The sequence below is a fragment of the Paenibacillus sp. 37 genome (genome assembly GCF_008386395.1).
In the GTDB taxonomy this organism is placed as follows: Bacteria; Bacillota; Bacilli; order Paenibacillales; family Paenibacillaceae; genus Paenibacillus; species Paenibacillus amylolyticus_B.
Window position 1 is genome coordinate 6672894 of the sequence record NZ_CP043761.1, and the last position, 22830, is coordinate 6695723.

21 protein-coding genes are annotated in these 22830 nt (G+C 42.3%); 1 reads left to right on the top strand and 20 read right to left on the bottom strand.

The genetic code is table 11. From position 1 onward, the window contains the following. Positions 1 to 254 precede the first annotated feature (254 nt). The 15 genes from F0220_RS28585 to F0220_RS28655 form a co-directional block, all read right to left on the bottom strand. Entirely contained in the window at positions 255 to 1265 is a 1011-nt protein-coding gene (locus F0220_RS28585) for an Rpn family recombination-promoting nuclease/putative transposase (protein WP_149846870.1), read from the bottom strand. Between the two features lie 197 nt (positions 1266 to 1462). After that, complete coding sequence (locus F0220_RS28590; protein WP_084174359.1) at positions 1463 to 2110, bottom strand: helix-turn-helix transcriptional regulator; 648 nt, start codon at positions 2108 to 2110, stop codon at positions 1463 to 1465. Between the two features lie 12 nt (positions 2111 to 2122). Continuing rightward, complete coding sequence (locus F0220_RS28595; protein ID WP_105600318.1) at positions 2123 to 3010, bottom strand: oxygen-dependent tRNA uridine(34) hydroxylase TrhO; 888 nt, start codon at positions 3008 to 3010, stop codon at positions 2123 to 2125. A 281-nt stretch (positions 3011 to 3291) separates the two neighbouring features. Further along, entirely contained in the window at positions 3292 to 4008 is a 717-nt protein-coding gene (locus tag F0220_RS28600) for a hypothetical protein (protein WP_105600320.1), read from the bottom strand. 60 nt (positions 4009 to 4068) lie between these two features. Further along, positions 4069 to 4854, bottom strand: coding sequence for an ABC transporter ATP-binding protein (locus F0220_RS28605; protein WP_105600321.1), 786 nt, complete (start codon positions 4852 to 4854; stop codon positions 4069 to 4071). Between the two features lie 45 nt (positions 4855 to 4899). After that, a complete protein-coding gene (locus tag F0220_RS28610) occupies positions 4900 to 6735 on the bottom strand; it encodes an ABC transporter ATP-binding protein (RefSeq protein WP_105600323.1) in 1836 nt (611 codons plus the stop codon). Beyond that, positions 6719 to 7303, bottom strand: a complete 585-nt coding sequence (locus F0220_RS28615; protein ID WP_105600325.1) for a TlpA family protein disulfide reductase — start codon at positions 7301 to 7303, stop codon at positions 6719 to 6721. The genes F0220_RS28610 and F0220_RS28615 overlap by 17 nt, the downstream gene beginning before the upstream one ends. A 58-nt stretch (positions 7304 to 7361) precedes the next feature. Then, positions 7362 to 7892: a MauE/DoxX family redox-associated membrane protein gene (locus F0220_RS28620; RefSeq protein WP_105600326.1), complete on the bottom strand. Its 531-nt coding sequence runs from the start codon at positions 7890 to 7892 to the stop codon at positions 7362 to 7364. Positions 7893 to 7907: 15 nt separating this feature from the next. Next, positions 7908 to 10532, bottom strand: coding sequence for an FtsX-like permease family protein (locus F0220_RS28625; protein ID WP_105600328.1), 2625 nt, complete (start codon positions 10530 to 10532; stop codon positions 7908 to 7910). Positions 10533 to 10696: 164 nt separating this feature from the next. Further along, positions 10697 to 11110 (bottom strand): MauE/DoxX family redox-associated membrane protein, encoded by a 414-nt coding sequence (locus tag F0220_RS28630; RefSeq protein ID WP_223199806.1) that lies wholly within the window; start codon positions 11108 to 11110, stop codon positions 10697 to 10699. 11 nt (positions 11111 to 11121) lie between these two features. Then, positions 11122 to 11571: a hypothetical protein gene (locus F0220_RS28635; protein ID WP_105600331.1), complete on the bottom strand. Its 450-nt coding sequence runs from the start codon at positions 11569 to 11571 to the stop codon at positions 11122 to 11124. A 33-nt stretch (positions 11572 to 11604) separates the two neighbouring features. Beyond that, complete coding sequence (locus F0220_RS28640) at positions 11605 to 13422, bottom strand: asparagine synthase-related protein (protein WP_105600332.1); 1818 nt, start codon at positions 13420 to 13422, stop codon at positions 11605 to 11607. Next, a complete protein-coding gene (locus F0220_RS28645) occupies positions 13423 to 13848 on the bottom strand; it encodes a lasso peptide biosynthesis B2 protein (protein ID WP_105600334.1) in 426 nt (141 codons plus the stop codon). 7 nt (positions 13849 to 13855) lie between these two features. Continuing rightward, positions 13856 to 14113, bottom strand: a complete 258-nt coding sequence (locus F0220_RS28650; protein ID WP_105600335.1) for a PqqD family protein — start codon at positions 14111 to 14113, stop codon at positions 13856 to 13858. A gap of 344 nt (positions 14114 to 14457) precedes the next feature. Beyond that, positions 14458 to 14682, bottom strand: coding sequence for a hypothetical protein (locus F0220_RS28655; RefSeq protein WP_105600337.1), 225 nt, complete (start codon positions 14680 to 14682; stop codon positions 14458 to 14460). A 474-nt stretch (positions 14683 to 15156) separates the two neighbouring features. Between F0220_RS28655 and F0220_RS28660 the strand changes: the two genes are divergently transcribed. Further along, positions 15157 to 16487 (top strand): IS3 family transposase gene (locus F0220_RS28660; protein WP_223200018.1). Its coding sequence is split into 2 segments (ribosomal slippage): positions 15157 to 15538 and positions 15538 to 16487, totalling 1332 coding nucleotides; the frame shifts between segments, so codons are not numbered across the junction. Between the two features lie 77 nt (positions 16488 to 16564). Here the strand turns inward: F0220_RS28660 and F0220_RS28665 are convergent. The 5 genes from F0220_RS28665 to F0220_RS28685 form a co-directional block, all read right to left on the bottom strand. After that, positions 16565 to 17671: a hypothetical protein gene (locus F0220_RS28665; protein WP_105600338.1), complete on the bottom strand. Its 1107-nt coding sequence runs from the start codon at positions 17669 to 17671 to the stop codon at positions 16565 to 16567. A gap of 60 nt (positions 17672 to 17731) precedes the next feature. Next, positions 17732 to 19237, bottom strand: coding sequence for a sensor histidine kinase (locus F0220_RS28670; protein ID WP_105600340.1), 1506 nt, complete (start codon positions 19235 to 19237; stop codon positions 17732 to 17734). Continuing rightward, positions 19234 to 19944: a response regulator transcription factor gene (locus tag F0220_RS28675; RefSeq protein WP_076216802.1), complete on the bottom strand. Its 711-nt coding sequence runs from the start codon at positions 19942 to 19944 to the stop codon at positions 19234 to 19236. Before F0220_RS28675 ends, F0220_RS28670 begins: the two co-directional genes overlap by 4 nt. A 249-nt stretch (positions 19945 to 20193) precedes the next feature. Then, positions 20194 to 21090 carry a helix-turn-helix transcriptional regulator gene (locus tag F0220_RS28680; protein ID WP_105600342.1) on the bottom strand — a complete coding sequence of 299 codons (897 nt, stop codon included), beginning with the start codon at positions 21088 to 21090 and terminating at the stop codon, positions 20194 to 20196. A 229-nt stretch (positions 21091 to 21319) separates the two neighbouring features. Further along, positions 21320 to 22729 (bottom strand): MATE family efflux transporter, encoded by a 1410-nt coding sequence (locus F0220_RS28685; RefSeq protein ID WP_091012600.1) that lies wholly within the window; start codon positions 22727 to 22729, stop codon positions 21320 to 21322. Positions 22730 to 22830 lie beyond the last annotated feature (101 nt).

Consider the following 22830-nt stretch of genomic DNA (forward strand, 5'->3'; position numbering starts at 1 on the left):
GGGACAAAACAAACGCTTCAACGCATTGTTGCTTTGGTCGACAAAAGCAGACAAATATAGACTTTTCTCATGCGACTGAAGTCCATGACCCGTGTTGGTGTTTTATTGTTCCCCTAATATTAAGGGGCGTCCCGATATCCGTCAATGGTTGAACCGCTTCCAATTTAGTTTCATCGTATGGTTGTGATAGAAAACATTACATAAGATCAAAAAAGGCAACCCACATGTTATGCGAGTAGCCTCATATAGATAGCTTATTTTTCTTCTTGAATTGCTTTTAGCTCAGCAGAGGTTAGTCCCGTCGCTTTGACAATGGTCTCATGATCAAGACCCAAGGTGAGCATATTCAATGCAATTTTCCGCTTGCTCTCAGCTTCACCTTCTTTAATTCCTTCTTTAATTCCTTCTTTAATTCCTTCTTTAATCCCTTCTTCGATTCCTTTTTGAATTCCTTCCTCCATGCCTTTCTTGAGACCCTCTTCTCGTGCGCCCTCAATCATGGAAGCTTCGTCCCATAGAAATTTCTGACGGTCGATATATCGTTGACGTGCTTGCTCATCTTGGCTCAGAAACTCTAATACACTCATGGCTTTTTTCAAAGCCGGTTCCGGTTCGTGCATCATTAACGCCTCCCAGCTTGATTTAGTCATTCCTTTCAGAAATAACAGCCAACGCACCAATCCATCCTGTATTTGAATATTTTCATCATTCAGCTTTGGTATTTCCATAAAATGAATCTCTATAACATCCGTCAACGGAATATCGGTATGGTCTTCTCTTAAATGAAATACGTTGTGGTACTGGTCATTAGCGAGCATTTTGAAATTAACAATGTTGATTGCAACACATTTTTTGAGTTGACTATATCTCTGTCCTTCAAGTAACTGTCCAGAATATTGTTTACCCCAATAGAACAAAGTCCTCTTCTCTAAATCATACTGATTAAACAACTGCATTTCAACATTAATTAGCTCACCTTGATCTGTTTTAGCCCGTATGTCCAGAATGGACTGTTTATCCCTCGGGGTATCCTTGTCCAGAATGGACTGTTTATCCCTCGGGGTATCCTTGTCCAGAATGGACTGTTTATCCCTCGGGGTATCCTTGTCCAGATAAGGATTGATTAATACAATCTCAGTCAGTAAAGATTCACCTGCATTTTTGAAGGTATGATTCAGAAAAGCCAGAAGAACATCCTTATTCTCTTCACTTCCAAAGATTCGTTTGAACACATAATCGTTCTTGGGATCAAGCAACTCTGTCATTATTATTCACTCCTACGCGCAAAATGAACAGAATATATCTGCTGAAGTATCAGCAAATATAAGGATGCGAACATGCACTGGATGTTAGCTCCATTATAACACGCATCCCCATACCAGAATAGCGTATATACGTAATTTATTATCAAAAAGAGAGACTATCTCGACGAATCGTCGAAACAATCTCTCTTGTATTTATACTAGTTCCCCGATGCTTCGCGAATCTCATACTTGCACCTTTTGCCGCCATCGGCGTAACATTCGGTACGCTCCACCTCAGCTTGAAGTAGCGAGCGAAACAGTTCCAGTTCACAGCGGCAAGCCTGCTTGTATACACTCGCGACTTGTACAATCGGGCAGTTCATTTCCGTAATGACGTAGGTTCCATCTTCTTCTCTGGACGCATCCGCCATATATCCGTTGGCATTCTGAATTCGCGCGAGTTCCTCCACTCGTCCGGCCAGATCTTGGCCCTCCATCTGGGGCAATCCGCTACGAAGCAGCTTGTCCCGGCGACTCTCGAACAATGCATCCACCACACCGCTACCGGCAGAGTCAGACAATTCTTCAAGCAGTTCCAGCGTAAGGGACGAATATGATTTTGGGAAAAAGCTGTCCCCGCGTACCGTCAGTTGGTACACCGAGGACGGACGTCCGGCCGTAGCCCGGGCCTCCCGAACCTCAATCCAGCCGTCCTGCTCCAGTGCCGTCAGATGACGGCGAATGGCCATGCCGGTCAGACCCAGATCAGCTGTCATTTCCCTCGCGGTCAATGTACCTTGCTGCTTCAGCATGAACAAAATCCGTTCACGCGTCGTTCGTTCCTCTTCGCGCTTCACGATCAGCACCTGCTCTCCTGCTTATGCGTGTACCGGTGCTGCCTCCCGGCAGGCATCCGAGCAAAAGCGGTTATGCGTCTCTTCGCAATCCTCACAGCTTACGTGCTGCAGGTTGCAGGTTGGACAATTAATATATCGGTCATGTGTCGTTCCACAGTGATAACAGCTGGCAATGACAATATCCTCTTCTGTCCGGTTAATCGGTACAGAGATCCGCTCGTCAAACACGTAACACTTGCCATCAAACAGATGGCCTTGTACTTCCGGATCTTTACCGTACGTGACAATACCGCCGTCCAGTTGAGCCACGTCCTGGAATCCTTCATTGATCATGAAACCAGTCAGCTTCTCGCAGCGAATGCCGCCCGTGCAATAGGTAATAATTGTTTTGTCCTTCATGTCACCGAGGTTCTCGCGAATCCACTCCGGGAACTCGCGGAACGACTCAACATCTGGACGGATGGCGCCGCGGAAGTGACCAATTTCGTATTCGTAATCATTGCGGCCATCGATAACGATGACATCATCCCGTTGCAAATGCTCATGGAACTCTTTCGGAGAAAGGCGTTTGCCGCTGATCACATTCGGATCAAGATCTTCGTCTACGCGGAACGTAACCAGCTCTGCTTTATGACGAACAAAGATTTTTTTGAACGCATGCTCTTCCACATCATCAATCTTGAACACCATATCGCTGAACAGCGGATTAGCCAGCATGTCTTTCATATACTGTTCCGTCTGTTCAGGCGTTCCGGATACCGTACCGTTAATACCTTCGGATGCGATCAGAATACGGCCTTTCACACCGAGGTCCTTGCAGTATTGCAGATGCTCTTGTGTAAACGTCTCGGGGTCTTCAATCTTCACGAACTTATAATATAAAAGCACGCGGTACGCGCTGTTACACATGTATATCACCTGTTCCTATTCCATGTTGTTATTAGCCGGATCATCCGGCAAGACGACTACGTCGCACCCTTACTGTTAAAAAGAAAATAAACAGCCGCCCGAAACATCGTCTCGAACTGCTGCCTGACATTCGACTTTTATTCCTGCATTCTAGTTTATCGGAAGCGGAATAGCTTAGTCAATATAAATGTATAGAAAGGGATGAAAGATATGGAACACTTATTCCTTTAAGCATCTTAATTGAAGATCAAGAACATTTTATTTCATTCTCAGTTTCCTGTTTAAATATACTTACTATTGTATTGAGAATAAATGCTCGAATTCAAATGGGATTGTTGTTCAACAAGATTGATAAGTAAATTCAACTGATCTATATTCTCTATGCCCCACTTCCGAATATCCCCCTTCGACTTATTGTCTGTTAAATAATCAAATGCAGGAGATAATTCCTGATATCCGCTATCAATGAGCTCAAACAAATATGGAATAGCCGGAGTGCCTAACGCCTTTAATTGATAGATTTTCTTACTATCGCTGATTGATTCATCAGCTATCCTTTTTACCTTATTGGGGATTTCTTTTAAATAAACCGCATACTTTTTCAGAAATTCTTTTCCGGAATCCCAGTCCTTCTCTTTTCTAAGATCCACTTTCGATATCTGTTCAAGAGCTATGGCATAGATGTACTCAACGAAGACTTCTTGCTCTGATTGGTCTAACAACTGCATCAGTTCAGGTAACGCAGCAACTCCTAAAGCAACAATCCCTTCAAAATCTTCGTTATTCATTACATCATCATACAGACTAGAATCAGAGTTTATTTCCCCTGAAATTGGAATATCCATGGATTGTTGAATATTTTTGACCCTTGAATTAATCTGTTCATTAACATCGACTTGGTCCGTAGAACAAGACGACAACAAACTAATTATGACTATAGCAGCAATAAAAACAGATAACCTACGAACTGTATTGAAAAAGAAACTAACCTTGCTCATCGTTACCTCCTGTCCAATAATTAATATAACTTTCTGCCTTACAATATAGCCTCTATTTACTTACACCTGCTTACGGTGTGGTTCATTACTAATTGCTTGTAGACGCTCCATAATGTATATTGATCGCTCACTTCGATTTTCTCCAATAATATCTTCAGCACCGTACTCATCAACAATTCGTCCATCACGGAATAGAACAACACGATCACCATATGTAGCGACATAAGGATCATGAGTAACGATGAGCATTGATTGTCCAAGCTTATCACGCATACTGAGAAGCAATTCAAGTATATCTGCTGAATTACGAGAGTCCAGATTGCCTGTTGGCTCATCGGCAAGCAATATAGTCGGTTTATGAATCAATGCACGCGCAATAGCAACCCGCTGTTGCTGGCCTCCAGATAACTCTGCAGGACGATGCTTACTTCGCCCAGACAACCCTACTAAGTTCAACATTTCCTCTGTTAATGCTGTAACCTTCTTCTTGGGTTGCCCTGCCAGAATTAGCGGCAATGCTACGTTCTCTTCTGCTGTTAAGGCGCTAATTAGGTTAAAGAATTGGAACACGAACCCAATCATATCCCGCCGATAATGAGAGACTTCTGGTTCGTGGTAGAAATTTTGCCACTTACCATCCTTAACCTTGATCTTTCCTTCAGTAGGTGGTTCGAGCCCGCCTAGGAGTTGTAACAGTGTTGTCTTTCCTGACCCACTTGGACCCATTAACATAACAATCTCTCCCGCTGCCAAATCCAAGTCTACATGGTCTAGCGCCAGGACTTGATTCTGTTCTCGCCCATAAATCTTCGTAAGATTTCTTACTGCTAATATTGAATCCCCCATGAGTACCTCCTCCTCATCGCATCTCTTGTCAAAAGATATCAATGTTTATCCAACAACATCATAAACGCTGTCCTCTTGATACCACTCTGCCTGTGCCTGGAACATTGCTTTATATTCACCATTTAATCCGATCAATTCATCATGATTCCCTTGCTCAACTAGTGCTCCATCCTTCAATACAAGGATACGATCTGCCAGACGTGCGGGACCTAAGCGATGAGAGACCATGAATGCCGTTCTACCCGCTGCTAACTTTTGAAAGGTTCGAAATATCTCCAGTTCTGCTAATGGATCTAGGGCAGATGTAGGTTCATCAAGAATCAGTATTTCAGCATTTCTAATAGCGGCACGTGCAATAGCTATACGTTGCCACTGTCCCCCAGACAATTCAACTCCACCGTTAAATTCCGATCCCAGACGTGTACCCATTCCTTCAGACATACGATACACCATCTCGGTTAGTCCTACTGCCTTTAATGCATCTAGCGTCTCGTCTTGGCTTAAATGCTTATGCATTGCTCCAAAAGCAACGTTATCATGAATGGAATAGTTATATTGTACGAACTGTTGAAAAACTGCCGATACATGAGTAAGATAGCTGTCTGTACTGAAACTTTGCAGTGGTTCTTTGTCTATATAAATATTTCCTTGTGATGGTGAGTACAAGCCAAGTAAACAGTTCATAAGTGTTGTCTTACCTGCACCGTTCTCTCCAACAATAGCTATCGTCTCTCCGCGTTTAACCGAAAAAGAAATATCCGATAGCACTTTAAGTTCTGTATTGGGATAAGTGAAATGTAATCCACTCACTTCTAATTGTTCGTAGTGCTTCGGAAACTCTAATTCACCTGAAGACTTAGAAACCTCAGGAAGAGCTAAATATTGATACAAATGATTAATAAACGAACTCATTTCCAACACTTGACCTATATTTGCGCCAATACTTCCCATCGTTCCTTGCACAATCACAACTGCACTCATTAAAGCCACGTAATCACCTAGTGTCAACACGTCCTTATTGATTTGCATCACAAGCATAATCGCCACACCTAATGCAGATAGCTGCAGTATGAGTACACCTACAATGCGTCCTCTTCCTTCTTTAGCATACTGCTTTAATACTTTATTACGAACATTAACAAATAAATGAGCCCACCGTTCGATTAATATATCTCCTAACTGAAATATTCGAATTTCTTTCGCACCATGTTTGGACAACATAAGCCGAAACGTATAGTCAATCTCCCTGCCTTGTTGCGTCGTCGCAACCGCTAAACGATACCGTTTTTTCTTAGCGATTAGTAAAATAATAATACCAGGAAGAGTGGAGCTTATGAGTAACAGAGGCAGGCTCCAATGAACAATGCTCAACATCACTACGACTGTAATTAAGGAAACAACGTTACTAAACGAAGTAAAAGCACTTCGAATAATCTCTGCCCCGCTACGACTTAACGCTTGTGAAACCATACTTAATTCATCATAAAATCGAGCATTTTCATAATAGTGATAGGGAATACATACTGATTTACGCAAGATGCTACGCTGTAGGCGAAAGTTCGTATCTTCCTTTGTAATATTAAACAAATATTCACTTGTCTCAGATAAAATGCTATTAATAATATTAAGTCCGTACATCGAAGCAACTAGCACTAATACAGGTAACAAATTTGCAGTATACGCAACAGAAGTACTAATGGCATCTATTGATACTTTCTGTAACCAAATTTGCATTGCAGGTATTGCTGAAATTAATAGCAACATTATTACCCAACATGTTACTGCCAACGGTCTTACTTGCCACATAACACTGACAATTCTCCATAAATTATGCAGGGAGGTTCTTAGATCTACCTTTTTCCGATTAACTTTGGACTTCATAATGGCTACGCTCCGTTACAATTTTGTCCTCTCGCTCTAGAAGCTGATTTAAGAAGTGCTCAACCTTCCCCTTGTTAATCGACTGACGTGCTACAATGACTCCTTTTTCATTTATTACATAAGCAAATGGAAAGCGATGTATACGCCATTTCTTTACGACTTCAATATCTGAGATTACTCTAACAGCTGGCAGCGCTCGTCCTGCTAAAGACCACATCATTTCTGCCTGTTCTGCATTGTTATCCATGATAATCAATTTAATTGGCATATGAGAATATGTCTTTGCTATCTTAGGTACAATCGTCATCATTTCACGGCAAAATGTGCATCCATAATCAACAATGAACAAGATAGTATGACGCTCCTCTTCTGCTTCGTAAACAGTAGAAAACGGCTGCGCCTCACCATTAGTAAGCGAGTAAACAGCTATTGGAGGAATAGCCAACCCAGGTAGTAATCCTTCTTCTGAAAATTCTCGATAGGATAACTTCCATAACCGGCCAAACAAAATGAATAATATAACAATTCCCAGCCAAAGCGCTAACATTGATTGCTGCCAAATCGACATAACATACCCTCCATCCATTCCGTCTCCACAGTACTGTCCACACAACACTAAGCTCCCACTACTTGATTGGCTTCTCAAATGAATACACAGTTGTACACATACTAAGAACAAGTAACAAGAAAGCAGGTAACAATATCAAGGTAATAACTTGTTGAATAGAGGTAGTGATCAATAGAGACAATGATGGTTGTGTTGACCAGAAAATAATTGGCAATGCATAGATAAGATAAATACTATTCTGCACAATCCCAGCCTTACCCAACCTTGTACTTATCCATTTCCCATGACAACCGCAAGTCATATCTATCTTTCGTGCTAATGCATACCGATGCAACCCGATAAAGCCGATAAATAGCACACTACCTACAATCGCTGCTGTACGAGCCAAGTACCCAAATAAGATCAAGCTACCCGTTGCGAGTTCTGCACCTACGAGCAAAACAGCAATCAACTTATTTAGGTTCTTAGGCGTTAACCTTAATAAGTTCATAATATCCAGCAGACTTCCTAGCGATAATAGTTTCAATACCGCTGATAACAACAATATCAAGCCAAGTGCAATTTGCATAATAAGTGCTAAATAATCCATACACACTACCTCCAACTACTCGACCTTTAATTCCTCAGTAATAGAATTCAGTCCGATTTGTCTAGCATATAAGAACGAAATAAGAAGCGTTATAACGCCAACTACGATAATGGGTAAAACTATAGTGTACCAGCTGATCGTCCATCCATTGAATTCATCCGTTCCAGTAAATAATCCAATGATAATCCAACCCCCGGATAAAATTCCTATAACAATAGATGTAATTGCATACAATAAGCCTTGCACAATCATCACAGATCTTAGCTTCGCCGTGGTTAGATGAATCGCTCGCAATATAGCGTACTCCCTACGGTGTGCATGGAATGTTGCACCAAGTGTATTCATTATTCCTACAATGCCCACAATTACGAATATAACCATTACAGCCCATAAAATGGTGTATTGCTCTCTGGACTGTTCTGCAATGCGCAATAACTCCGAATCTAGATCAGTAACCTTGATCAACGGATCATCTTCTAGTAGTTTCTGTAACGCAATTCTTACACTTGTAATATCTGTACCTTCACTAACTTGCACATAGATCTTTCTGGCCGAAATCTCTTTAGAACTGTTGTTATTATCGCCTTCAATCCATAATACCTTTGGATTGTGATGATCTACTAAACCCAGCGTTTCTTCTGTAGTAAAGTTTAGCTCTGTCACTCCGCTTACGGGCAACTCATATTGTTCTAACCTTTCACCTAGTCTAGTTCTTTGCAAAAATACTGTATCTCCTAAGCCTATTCCCATATGCCTAGCATACTCCGGCTGTATGACTATCCCCGATGATAATTCTTTATAATCTACTTTCAGTAAACCCATCTGCCGCATCAGCTTCAAATCCGTCTGTGCAACTCCCAGCCACTGATAACCATACGTGTTATATAAGGGTGTGCCTTTTTTAAAATACTCGGGAGAATTGCTGTTACGCTTCAACCAGTTCTGATCCGCTCGCTCGTAATCCATATCTCCGAGTAGTACAGCATGGAATGATCCCATGGGCAGCGCCTGGTCAACGCCTTTTACTTGACGCACTTTCTTTACTACGCTAGAAGACATCACATCACGTTTCTTCTCAATCACGATCGGCGTAATGTGCTCACGCATGACTTGTTCCTCATTTGCACGGTTGAAATTTTCTATAAAAGTTGGAATAGCAATGAAGGCAGTCACGATACTCGCTAATAACATAACAATGAACGAATTTTGCCTGCGTAATGCTACGAATTGCTTCACTGCATAATAAGCTTCAGCAATTGCTAACTTACGAAAGAACCAACCACTAATGGAAGAAACGATAGGAATCAGATATCCTGTACCAAGAATACATCCTCCCGCTGCCAATAGCCCACCTATAAGCGTAAAGAGCAAACGCACATTACTACCGATAATACCCAGCCAGGCAAGAACTAAAATTAGACATCCGATGACAAACAGAATTCCTGCACACCAGGCATTTAATCTGCTTAATCCCTGTTGTTCGCTATGTCGAACGGCAACAAGTGGAGCATCAGCAGCCGCAGTCACGGCAATTCTCATAACAGACAACGTCAAAGTCAACCATCCGAGCACAGCAATACTTGCGATTAATCGCAGGTCTATTGCTAAATTATTCAGGGGAAACCCCATCATCGAGTCAATAAATTTAGTTGATATACTGCAGAATACAATACCTATACCAACACCGAGCACAATACCAAACACATTTAACACTGCCGCTTCCATCATGACCATTTTATAGATGACTCGCCGACTAGCTCCAACCATCCGAAATGTGGATAATTCCCTTATTCGCCCGAGCAACATTAGTTTAAAGCTACTAGATAAGAACAATATACTGACTAGAAGTAGTATGCTCCCTAATCCGATAGAAATAACTCTAAACATTATACGTTGCTTTATTACACCATTATCTTGTGACTGAAGAGATATATCCATATCTGGATCGATTTCTGATCGAATAGTTGCCTCAATAGCCTTATCGGATATGCCGTCTGCTAAATCAAGATATACGGTATTGGCAACCTCTCCTAATGAATATGCTTCGCGAATGGCATCTATATTGAGAATCACTGCTGAACCTGATGTGTACTCAGGAATAATCTCAGCCACAGTCTTTCTAAGAACGATGTCATTATTCATGGAGAATTCCTTCGAGTCTCCCTGCTTTACTTCCCAACGTTTTGCTACTTCTTCGGTAATCACCATCTCATCAGGATTTAAAGTCGTGGTAAACCCATAGAAATTCTGTGTTAACTCGTTAGACTCAATTGCAGCATAGTTAATAGCATCCTTGTTTCTAGCTTCATAATCATATCTATCTGTTGCAAGTTCTGGAAATATGATGGCTATCCCTGAATCAATGACACCATCAAGATTCCTTAATTTGTGGATCTCCTCTTTTTCGAGTAATTTTTTTTCACTCGTACCATTTGTCGGACTGTATCCAACCATTAGATCAAACGTACCATATTTCTTATCTATAGTCTTTTGAACAGAATGCTCCATAGAAATGTACAACGAACCTATAGCGATAATCAGACCGAAACTAACACCAATCCCGATACAAGTTAGAATGAGTCGCTGTTTCTTAGCAAATAACATTCTCATTGCAATCCCAAAAGTAGAGCGTTTCATCATTGACCTCCTTACATAACCTTACTAGCTTCCTTGGTGAACTAATAATCAATTGGGAGCGGATTGGCTCATTAAAATGTCAGATTCCAAAGGAATAACTTCAGGAGCTTTACATCGGGATGAAGGCTACCTCCAATCTTGGCTGGCACCTCGCATATCAAAATCTTTCATCCTACAGCAAGTAACCATAAAACTACAGCTACCTGCACAATACACAATACAAAATTCCCCCACACATGCCGAACTGTAATTACGCTTGGAGCATTCATCTTAAAACAACCGCATCCATAAGGAAAACTTCTTCCTATGTTAGCAGACATTAATATAATAAAAATCAACTGCAAGCTTGCGCCTAAAGCGAAACCATAAATCCGCGTCCATGGTAATAAAACCCACACTGCTGTCAATAATTCAACGACAATCAGTAATGGTGCCAATTTTGTTGCTATAGCTAGTGGCATGTGGTACGTGCTTAATTGATATTCACTTACGATATAACTGAATGTATACGGTGTACGTAATTTTTGGACAGAGCTTTTGTAGTATAAAGCAGCTATTACAAATGATACCATCCAAATCATAATACTAATAATCACGATGCTATCACACCCAACTTATTCGATATAAACTGTTGAATAGCAGTAATATCCTGATCAATATGCATTTGATAAATAAACATTTGTTCTTTATATTGATCATACGTATTGACTGCTATGACACAAGGGAACTTTTTAATTTTTAATATTTGAGCAATCTCCATCTGCTCACTAAATATAATCTGTCCGTCGAATACTAACAATTCTAATCCTTGTTGTTCAATCATTTGCTTCAGAGGCTCAATCCATTTTGAACAATGAGGATAACCAACCACGTCCAAACAAAACACAAACCCACGAAATCCATTTTTTAACTTTGTCTGAATATCATCTACTGACGGCAAGCCCACCACATATCGATGATGTTCCCTTACCTTATGAAGTAGAGCAACATATAACAGAACGGAGCACAGGCCCGTTACTACGATTGAAATTGCTACCGCCACCTACTCATCCTCCTGATGCTTTAGTTTATATTTTTAATGTACTAGATCTAGTCCTATTTGCTCTTCCAATTTATACAACCACAATTCAAGTGTAAGCAGAACCCACATGTCTTCTCTCACTACCATTCCATGTCGAAATTTATATAACGATTGTAACCATTCTTGATGTGGTAATATATTTAACATTTGGATTCTACCCTTAGATGCTACATGAATCACTTCTTTCCATACTTGTTTCAGTCCCTCATGTGTAAGCGGGAGATGCCCCGTTTTGTTCTTACGTTCAATAATTTGTTTAGGTAGATACTTTCCCATTGATTTGCGTAACAATGGCTTAGTCATATCACCTTGAAATCTCACTTCTCCTGGTACACGGAATAAAAATTCGATTAAATCGCGATCAAGAAACGGATGCTGCATAGTAACCCCATATTTTGCAGCTAGTACTCGGTCCATAAACAAATGAGCCGTAGTACCTTTAAACTGCTGGTAGTATTCTTGTTGATTGTATGATGGAATTTGCTTAAGTTCTTTTATGAAATGGTTATGTTTGTTATTACGCAGTTCTTTAGCCCATCCCCTGCCTATTAAAGGCCCTATACCGTAGTTAACAAGTAGCTTTGGAGTCGAGAGTCTATATCTGCTAGCTAATTTTGATGCTTCTTTAATTGCAAGAGATATATCTCCTCTTCTGAACATGTCAGCTAAAACTGGAAATGAACCTGTTAGCAAATGATCACTACCATAACCCGTAAATATTTGCTTAGCCCCGGTGTTAGAAGCACAACTAATAAGAGCACCTGTAAAACTTGCAGAAGCTGCTGTAACAGTGGGTTCATATGTCCATAAATACCCATCGGGAAATTGGTTAAAAGTTCCGTAATCATCACAAACTTCAAAGGTAATGTCATCTCGACTATTGTAATAATCTAGTACAGCATAAATATATTCACGCTCATCACACTCATGCCATCGGTCAAAGACTCCACTAACTGGGATTGTATTTACTGTGGGCATCTCCGTTCTCGCAATGCCATACAGTAATGTGGAATCAAGACCACCGCTCATCATAACCGCATTTTTTACTGGAGATATCATTCTTCGTTTTACAGCATTCACCATTAACTCACGAAAATGTGATTCATACTCATCAGCATTACGATATTGCAAATTGTCACATCGATCATATAAATTCCAGTATTTATGTGTATTCACATTGCTAGCAGTTGCCTCTAACCAAGATGCACTTGGTAGGCGATACACATTGTTATACGGTGTACTTACCCCATCCATATGACCATTATATAAATAAAAATCCATTAAATATTCAGTATTTATCTGTTCAAGAGAAAAGACATCTCGCAATAGACACAGATCACTGGATATCCATAAGGTGTTTTGCTGTTGTGTCCAAAACAACGTTCGCATTCCTATATGATCTCGTACAGCAGTTGCCTTGCGTTTCCGTTCATCCCAAATAACGAAAGTAAACTCACCTACGAAATCATAGACTATACTAATCCCATGTAATAGTATAAGCTCTAGAGCAAGCTCCAGATCAGTGAATTTTTTAGTTGTGCTCGTATGGAAATCAGTAAGTCGCGTTAGTAGGGCATCTCTATTATCTAAACGAATATCACCAATGATAGTCTGATGATGACGCACTGCATACATGTGCTGTGGCATACCAGTCGTGGACGACTCTATGGCTAGTGCATATATTGCTGATTCATAATACACCTTAGAACATAATTTGTTATAAGGTGTGCGTATCTTCTCTACAAGTGCATGTTCATTAAAAGGGGAGATCGTAGCTCCATCTAAATTAATAGCAGCAACAAACCACCGCATCTACGTCGTTCCTCCTTCCGTCGAAAGAATAATCTGGAATTGATCAGTATACTGAGAATCTTCATTGATATTTTGTCCATTAAGCATTAACCATGCATGAGCACCGAATGGCATCTTTCGAACGCCAACAACTAACTCCACAGGCAAATAAAATTTTTTCCGTAAATATTGATAACCCAGAAAAGAGCGATGCATACATTGAGCAGAACGTGGGTACACTGTACAGACATAATCAATGGTTACCAACATTTTATTGATTTCTTCTTTAATATAATTAGTTTCCTTTACTTTTTGCACATTGACTGAATCTAGTGAATAAAGTCGCATATATCTTTGAAGCAATGTTTCGAATCCGACTACCTGTAAGCTCAGATCAATTCTAACTAGTGAGATATAGAGTTTAGCAAGTTCTAACTTACTCATCATTTTAACCTCATCTCTTCTTAATGAGCTTGCTTCGTTTGAGTTCAGCGATAAATGTCTCTATATCTATATATAGTTGTTGCCTAGAAACACCTGCATATTTGTGCTGCATTAATGTAAAAATAGCATCCATATCAAGGCCAGATTCAATTCCCATCCAAATATCAGCACCAATCTCATCTATGCCGTAGAATAGACCACGTTTTGTATCAAACAGGACCTTCTCTCCATCCTCGTCAACAGTTCTAACATATGGATTAATCTTCACTAATTTCTCTCACCTCAATAAGTATCATTTATTTACAATCAATAATATGTATTGTTGACATAAGCAAATAATCATATTTGCTTATGTCAACGGACTACCTGAATTTCACGAAAAATTGTATATAAGAGTTCAACAGAGATAACACTTCGTTTAAAAATAGGTTCGATAACTTATTGTGAGCGATTATGTATGAGGAGATTGTCCTAGCCAATGATGAAGTTTAGCCAAGGTTATCCGCCTCTTTTCAATAACCCTCTTCGTAATGTCTGGGTTGGTGTCCGCGCACAAGGTTTAATGAATGAATTGACGAGATTAAATTAAGGATATATCTTCCATACTAAACATTAGCAGGTAGAATGATTAGCACACGTATCCGGCGGATCTTTGATTGCGCAAACAGTTTCATAATTACAATTAGCTCGCTCCAAACAATTTTTTTGAAGAAACTCATAATAACCTGTTTTATCCACTGTAAAGTTCTCCACCCCCCAATTACAATCACCTTGGATAAGATCCTTGGATTTACCGAACTTTACTAACTTCGGAGTTGCATAAACTTGGTTAAACACTAGTATTACCTCCCAGTAATTTTTTTGCAGCTTTTATACAATTAAATACAGCTACACCCTTAATCTATCATCATATGCCAATATTTTCAATATAATTACATTTTATTGTTTAACTTGTCATATAAAAATATAAAACACCATATTAATTAATATAAGGATAGATTCAGTATAAAACTCTCTCTTTAGGATCATTAATTCTCTCAAAATAAGAGAATCACCTAAAAATACTATGATATTATCCCCCTCAAGGTAGACAGCGAAAAAGAGAGCCTATCAGAGTGAACTCAAAGTTGATAATCAGAGGTCATTTGGGCTATACCAGCAATGAAAAGAAAATCTTGAATTGAAAAGAAAGAGGCTTGTTCGTCTGCGAACGAAAGTAAAATGTACCCTATCAGATGGACACTTTGAAAAAAGTCCATCTGATAGGGTATTTTGTTTATAATAATGAAAAAAGATGTCGGAGCGGATATTATGACGAAAAGATTACTGACGAAGAAAGAACAAGAACAGCTAAAACGGAATCCAAATGTAATCGCTGTTAGCGAAAAGGGGATTACGTATACAGATGCATTTAAGCGCCATTTCATTGCCCAAAATGAACAAGGTAAACTTCCTCGTGAAATTTTTGAAGAAGCTGGCTTCGATGCCGAATGTATTGGTTTGGAGCGTATCCGTTCTGCTGGGAAACGTTGGCGTTCCTCGTATCGTGAGGCAGGTGTAGAAGGCTTACAGGATACACGCAAAACGAATTCAGGTCGCCCATCGGAACGTGAATTAACTTTAGAGCAAAAGATTGAACGATTAGAAGCAAAGAATCGATTGTTACGAGCGGAAAATGAACTGCTAAAAAAGCTCGATCTACTCGAAAGGCAGATATTGAAAAAGAAATAAAAGTTGCAGTAGAACTGAAGTTTGAACTCATTCATCTTACGATCCAAACCTACAAATTGAAGCGGTTGGTTAGCTATCTATGCGATGTCATGGAAGTATCCCGTTCGGGATATTACAATTACTTCTCTGGAAAATCAGCGCAGAAACGCATAGCTAAAACCAAAGCAGATAAGAGGGTAAAGGAAATGATCTTAAAAGCGTATCATTTTCGTAGACGGAAAAAAGGAGCACGCCAAATTAAAATGACATTAGAAAATCAATACAAGATGACGTACAACTTGAAGCGTATTCGCCGGATCATGAAGAAATTCGAAATCATCTGTCCCATTCGAAAAGCTAATCCAGCCCGTAGAATGGCAAAAGCAACGAAAGAGCATCCCACATGCCCAAACGAATTACAGCGCAATTTCAAGCCAGGCGAGGCGGGAAAGGTGTTATTAACCGATATCACATATTTAACGTACAGAGGAAATAAACGTGCGTATTTATCGACGATTAAAGACGCACAGACGAATGAAATTTTAGCGTATGAAGTATCTTCTTCGTTACATGTAGAAATTGGGCTGAACACGCTCCATCAATTGAAGAAGCACCGCCATATAACAAAAGATGCGTTGATTCATTCCGATCAAGGCTTTCATTATACGAGTCCACAATTCCAATCTCTGGTGAAAAAAATGGGATTAAGTCAATCCATGTCACGCCTGGGAAACTGTTGGGATAATGCCCCCCAAGAATCGTTCTTTGGGCATTTTAAGGATGAAACGAATATCAAAGAATGCGAAACATTCGAAGAAGTAAAACGAGAAATCAAGAGTTATATGACGTATTACAATCATGATCGAGGGCAATGGAATTTGAAAAAGCTGCCGCCTGCAAAATACAGACAGCAGCTTCAACAAGTTGCCTAGTTTTTTTCAAAATGTCCTTTACAAAGGGTACACTTTATATGACCCAGGCTCTTTTTGCTTGTTCTCAAATAAGTGATTTACTGTGATATCGTAATGACTGAGGTTACAAAATGATAAGACTCATTCTCCAAAATGGCCTGCGATAACAGGATTTTATTGCCTTCCGGACTCCAGGCGAGCGGGTCAGAGGCGTTGTCCATATCCGCCGAGATCTGGAACTGTTCTGCCGACTCCGTGTTGGAGACAAACAGCCCTTTCTCATTATCATTCTCGGAATTGATGGTGTATGCAATCTTGGAATCATCACCCGACCAGCTTGTGCCGAAAATCTGCGTGCCTCTGGCGAGCGTAGCCTTCTCATTGCCTTCCAGATCGGTGAGCACCAGCACCCGTTTGGTATCCGCTGTTCTTTTCACAATCGCAAGCCTTGCTCCATCATTGGAAGGGATGACCCACTCCACACTTTTCAGCACCTGTTTCACGTCACCCGTCTTCGCATCGTATGCATTCAACTGGCCATCTTCGCCCGTAATATAATAGAGCATATTGCCTGACACCTCGATACTCCGCACATTGAAATTACCCGTCTCCACCAGTTCCTTTGTTGTACCATCCACACTTGCTGAGATGAGATCACCCTTCATATTGGGGAAAACGACATGTTCATTATCCAGCCATGCGCCCTCTTGGATAAATCCATCCTCCTTGCCAGCAGGGGTTGTCTCCCCATTATGCAGGTTCAGGAAGTAGCCTTTTCCCGTATTTTCCTCCGGCTCCCGGTAGAACAGGTACTGACTATCTGGTGACACCAACGGTGCACCCAGGCTAACTTCACTTTCCTTGAGCGGCGTGTCTGTACCTTTGGTTAGATCATACATATATAAGTTATGCGGATATCTTTCCTGGCCTTCAACGTTAACGGATTTCAGGGATTTGTTCTCCTTGTCGGATACAATCCAGTCGTCACTTAGCCATGCAATTCCGCGCATATTCGGCAATTTATCAATTTTCTCCAGCTTAAAGCTCTGGTACACGGACGTGTTGGTATTATCTTTTACTGTAATGTCGGTGCCCGTTTTCCCACCTTGTGCGTTGCCCCCCGGCTCCGTTGTTCCCCCGCATGCCGCTGTCGTTAACAGGGCAATGGCTCCGAACGTGCCCAAAGCTGCTTGTTTCCAATTCATGATGGTCCCCCCTGGTTTCTCTTGCTATAGACCAAGCATACACATCGCATACTTCCAAAGTTATTCAGACTTGTTTCGAACTTGTAAACTTGAATCAGCCAAAGGGAACATGAGCTGGAACGTCACACCTTCCCCAGCTTCTGGATTGCCCGGCAGCAGGGTGATTGTACCGCCCTGTTTTTCAACAAACTGCTTCACGAGAGATAACCCCAGTCCGGTTCCACCGGTTTTTCTGGCTCTGTCTTTGTTTACGGTGTAAAAGGGTTCAAAAATCTTCTCCCGCGCCTCTGCCGGAATCGGCGTACCCGAGTTGTAGATGCGAATGATCGCTTGACGCTCCTGCATCCGTAGTTCATTCTTCACCCGGATCACACCATCCGGAATGTTATATTTGATGGCATTATCCAGCATGTTGATGAAAATATGCATAAGACTCTCCCGGTCGCTACGGATCACCGCCGGTTCAAGATCCAGTTCCATGTTCAGCGCAAACTTCTCCGCTTTCCCACGCATCCGGCCACAGGCATCCTCCAGTAGAGCACTGACCTCTACATCTTCGGCCTGGTTCTCGAAGTCATACTTTTCCAAGGCAGATAAATGTAAGACTTTCTCCACCATCTCGTACAGCCGCTCCGTTTCTTTGTCAATGTTACTCGTCGCATCATCAAGAAGTTGCGGATCATCCTTATACATGTCGAGCAGCTCCACATAAGCTTTGATCGATGTCAGCGGTGTCTTGAACTCATGGCTAATGTTACCGATATATTGTTTCTGCTGCTGTTCTAGCGCCTGAAGTTTCTCAATCGCCAGTTGCAGCTTCTGCTGCTCCGCATGCATGGCTGTGATATTTTGCTGAATGGATGTACTCATATAATAGATGCCCTGCCCCAGCTCGCCCAACTCATCCTTGCGCTTTAAAGGAGACTCCGTAATGTAATTCCCTTCGCGAATGGAATCTGCAGACTTTTTCAGCCGGGTAATCGCGACAGCAAACCGATTGTAGAACAGATACCCCAGAATGAAGCTCAGCGCAACAACCGCAATCCCTGCCCACATAAATAGTTGAAGGATACGGGCATAAAAATCTTGGTAACTCTGGACAGGATACTGTATCCACACGGCACCCATCTGCCCATCCGGACCGTCCAATGGTGCAGCGTAGAGCAGGGTCTCGCCCTGCTCGTGATAAGCTATTTTATTTTGCAGCGCATAGTCCAGCGTTTCCTGTACGAGTTCACTCTCTCCGGAGGCGAAGGATGCTCCCACCTGCTGACCTGTCATGTTATAAAGTGCTATTGGCAATCCGGTAGAGTTGGCCAGTTCCTGTGCCAGCCTGCGGCCATTTCGCTGTAAAAAAATGTCCTGATCGAGATGAACGGACTCGGTGTAGTAGGACTGTCGTACATTCAGGTTCACCAGCCGTGTCTGCTGCGATAGAATACCTTCAATCTGTGACTGCTGATTGCGTTCAATACCGCGCAGGACCAGTGAACTAAGCACCACCACGGTCAGGATAAGCAATGCCGCCAGAAAAACACTGAACTTCAGCTTGATGCTGACTCTCATATGGCCCCGCCTGGTTCAGGTGCAGATGCTTTGTAGCCGATCCCATATACGGTCTGCAATTTTTGCTGATCCGTATCTCCGATTTTTTTGCGCAAACGCTGAATGTGAATGTCCACGGTCCGTGTGCCACCTGCATATTCCATGCCCCAGACCCGATCCAGCAGATCATCTCTTGTGTACACCCGCTCAGGATTGGACATGAGAATGGTCAGCAGATCGAACTCTTTTGGTGTCAGATCCAGCTTTTCCTCATTCACGGTCACCGTGCGGTGAGCAACATGAATACGCAGTGTGCCATTCACGATGGCCTGATTCTTTGAATCATCCGGTGGTGGACTGCTTTTCTCGACACGGCGCATGAGCGCCTTCACCCTTGCGAGCAGTTCACGGATCTCGAATGGTTTGGTCATGTAATCATCGGCCCCCATTTCCAGGCCAACGATTTTGTCCACGATATCATTTTTGACAGTCAGCAAAATAATGCCGATATCCTCGCGGTCCTCCAGCCTGCGGCATACGCCGTATCCATCAAGCCTTGGCATCATCACGTCCAGAATCATGACCTGTGGGTGAAACGATGCGACCTTAACCAAGGCCTCTTCACCGTCACTCGCAGTATCTACTTCATATCCTTCGCGCCGCAGCGCGTAAGCAATGGCACTGACGATGCTTGATTCGTCATCTACCACGAGTACTTTTTTATTCATGGGATTCATCCTCTTTATCTATGTCATGAGTTCGTTTATGGGTCTATGTTAGCAAGGTCTATGTTAAATGGCTATGGATGAGTTGCAATTTGTATGAAAGGTGCATATCCTCTCGGCTTGGACTTCGCTTTACTTTCTTTATACCCCAAAGGCAACAAAAAGAGCCAACCCGCGATTGGATCAGCCCTTGGTCTATAGATTCCGATTCATGTTACGGTTTAGGCAACAACTTCTTGATCACCTCAGCATTTACTCCTCAAATGACAGATTCAGCGGCTCATCCGACATCTCATACTCTGTCTCCATATGTGTCAGCGGTGTGTTCAGATCAACCTCCTCGAAGCGGAAGCTGTCAACCCACACTTTTCCTTTACCGTTCAAAATAACCCCGAACGAAATGACCGCGCTGCCCTCCGGCACATCAAGCACAATACTATACTGGTTCCATGGCTGCGTACCCGTAATCGGCCGATCATGCATGTTATCGAATTGAAGTACATCATGGACATTATTATCCACACGCATCCATAATCCGCAGAACGCGTCCACACGCTCGGTCTTCACAAATCCCGATAATTTCATCCGCTTGCCTACATACTTGTCCGCTCTGAACTGTTGCATCATCGTTGCAAATTCGTTAGGCTCCATCGGCGTAACTGCTTTCAAATATCCTGAAGCTTTCCCCTGATGCACTTCGGCAGGGTCAATGCCCATCTCATAATTTTGCGGATGACTTCCCGTTAACATCCAACCTGGAATTGTTGACGTCTGATTCATCTGTACTTCTCCTCCTCTGGTTCTTCCTTCGAATAATTTCAGATCGAACAATTTGCGAAAACGTCCTGGTGGCATGCCATATAATTTGCGGAATGCACGGGTGAAGGCTTCCTGACTCTCAAAGCCACATGCCAGCGCGATGTCCAAAATACCCGCATCCGTCGATCGGAGGGTCGTGGACGCCAGACTCATCCGGCGATTGCGTATATAATCCACCACGGTCATGCCCACCTCATTACGGAAAATTCGATGGTAGTGATATGGCGACAACAACGCCTCGGATGCCACTTCTTCCAGCCCAATCTGCTCATGCAGATGAGTCTCAATATAAAACAAACTTTGCTGAATCATTGCACGGTAACGGCTCAACTGAGGTAAAGCCCCCTTCCATATCCTTACTATACGTGCTTCAGCATAAGGCGTTTTGATCATTTCTGCTACATATCGAGATAACCGTAATTGGAGAATTATTCTCTCATCGGAGTTGGTGTAACTAAGCGTTGGTTACAAGGGCATATATACGCCTCACAAAAACAAAAAAAGAGCCGATCCAGGGACAACATTGCCCCTTGACCGACTCTATACGAAAACTCAACAATCAGACAGCCGGTACCGGCTGTGCGCCAACCTCTTCGTCATCATGCTCCACCAGTTCATGTTTCTCCCAAGCTCTGCTCTTCCAGCGGAAGAACATAATGACCGCACGGGTCCACTCATCCGCCGCAATGGCAAGCCACACACCAGCAAGCCCCAGATGAAGCTGGAATATGAGCAGGTACCCCAGTGGCAGACTCATGCAGACCATGGAGATCAGACCCATGTATACCGGGAACTTCGCATCCCCTGCCGCACGCAGGGAACCAATGATCACAATATTGCAGGTACGCCCGGTTTCGAGCAAAAGACTGAGTAGAATCACTTGAGCCCCCAGCTTGATAATTTCCGGATTATCCGTAAAGATGCTCATCAGCGGCACACGGAAAAAAATGATGATTACATCAATGATGACTGTGGCCAGAAGCGCCCATTTTACACTGTCAAAAACACGTTTGTACGCATCATCTTTGCGTCGCGCACCCACAAGCCGACCTACAATGATCGATGTCCCCATACCAATCGCCATGCTGAACAAGTAAATATAGCTGGAGATGTTACCCGCATACTGCTTGGTTGCCATAGCTTCTGCGCCAAGATAGGTCACATACAGCGTGAACACGAGCTGGCAAGAATGATATACCATGGATTCCATCGCAGACGGAATGCCAATCCGCAGAATTTTGCCAATGAATTTCTTGGACAACTTAATGTAGTATTCGAAATCCACCCGCACCTCGCTCACACGATACAACAACCAGAAGAAGATCAGCAGGCAGATAAACCGACTCCCTACCGTAGAGATGGCTGCACCTTCCACCCCAAGCTTCGGCAGGCCGAAGTGACCAAAGATCAATGCATAGTTACCAACAACGTGAATCACGTTCATGAATACAGCGACGTACATTGTTTCTTTGGTGTAACCATGTGTACGAATCGTCGCAGCCAGCGCATTAATGAGTGCCTGGAGGAAGATCCCGCCACCGACGATATTTATATACGAACGGGCAAAATCATAAATTTCGCCTTGAATATTCAAGAGTGATAACAAATGTCCTCCGAACAGAAGAAAGATTCCGCTCAGGACCAGACCTACGATAAGGTTCAGCGTAATCGCATTACCTGTCACTTGTGCTGCTTCACTTAACTTTTTGGATCCAATATATTGTGCTACTACAATCGCAGCACCATGTCCAATGACTTCCAATACAAGGATAGCGATAGAAATAATCTGATTGGCTGCTCCAACGCCGGAGACCGCATTATCGGATACCGAGCTGAGCATGAGCGTATCCACGCTCCCCATCAACATAAATAAGAAGAGTTCCAGGAAAATAGGCCATGTCAGTCGAATCAGATTCAGATCCTTGGCATCAGAACGAAGGGACTCTTTGGTTGAGGATATTGCTGTCATTTTCTCACCTTTCCCATGTGGGCTTTAATTCTTAGGGTATGTTAGCACAGGTGGTTTGAAAATGCAGTAGTTTTGCGAAAAAAGTTGAAAGTTTTTTGTAA

Excerpts from the sequence above, each read along its gene's own strand:
- F0220_RS28585 (WP_149846870.1), bottom strand. The coding sequence starts at position 1,265 with ATGACAGAGTTGCTTGATCCCAAGAACGATTATGTGTTCAAACGAATC.
- F0220_RS28595 (WP_105600318.1), bottom strand. The coding sequence starts at position 3,010 with ATGTGTAACAGCGCGTACCGCGTGCTTTTATATTATAAGTTCGTGAAG.
- F0220_RS28600 (WP_105600320.1), bottom strand. The coding sequence starts at position 4,008 with ATGAGCAAGGTTAGTTTCTTTTTCAATACAGTTCGTAGGTTATCTGTT.
- F0220_RS28605 (WP_105600321.1), bottom strand. The coding sequence starts at position 4,854 with ATGGGGGATTCAATATTAGCAGTAAGAAATCTTACGAAGATTTATGGG.
- F0220_RS28610 (WP_105600323.1), bottom strand. The coding sequence starts at position 6,735 with ATGAAGTCCAAAGTTAATCGGAAAAAGGTAGATCTAAGAACCTCCCTG.
- F0220_RS28615 (WP_105600325.1), bottom strand. The coding sequence starts at position 7,303 with ATGTCGATTTGGCAGCAATCAATGTTAGCGCTTTGGCTGGGAATTGTT.
- F0220_RS28620 (WP_105600326.1), bottom strand. The coding sequence starts at position 7,892 with ATGGATTATTTAGCACTTATTATGCAAATTGCACTTGGCTTGATATTG.
- F0220_RS28625 (WP_105600328.1), bottom strand. The coding sequence starts at position 10,532 with ATGATGAAACGCTCTACTTTTGGGATTGCAATGAGAATGTTATTTGCT.
- F0220_RS28630 (WP_223199806.1), bottom strand. The coding sequence starts at position 11,110 with ATGATTTGGATGGTATCATTTGTAATAGCTGCTTTATACTACAAAAGC.
- F0220_RS28640 (WP_105600332.1), bottom strand. The coding sequence starts at position 13,422 with ATGCGGTGGTTTGTTGCTGCTATTAATTTAGATGGAGCTACGATCTCC.
- F0220_RS28645 (WP_105600334.1), bottom strand. The coding sequence starts at position 13,848 with ATGATGAGTAAGTTAGAACTTGCTAAACTCTATATCTCACTAGTTAGA.
- F0220_RS28665 (WP_105600338.1), bottom strand. The coding sequence starts at position 17,671 with ATGAATTGGAAACAAGCAGCTTTGGGCACGTTCGGAGCCATTGCCCTG.
- F0220_RS28670 (WP_105600340.1), bottom strand. The coding sequence starts at position 19,237 with ATGAGAGTCAGCATCAAGCTGAAGTTCAGTGTTTTTCTGGCGGCATTG.
- F0220_RS28675 (WP_076216802.1), bottom strand. The coding sequence starts at position 19,944 with ATGAATAAAAAAGTACTCGTGGTAGATGACGAATCAAGCATCGTCAGT.
- F0220_RS28685 (WP_091012600.1), bottom strand. The coding sequence starts at position 22,729 with ATGACAGCAATATCCTCAACCAAAGAGTCCCTTCGTTCTGATGCCAAG.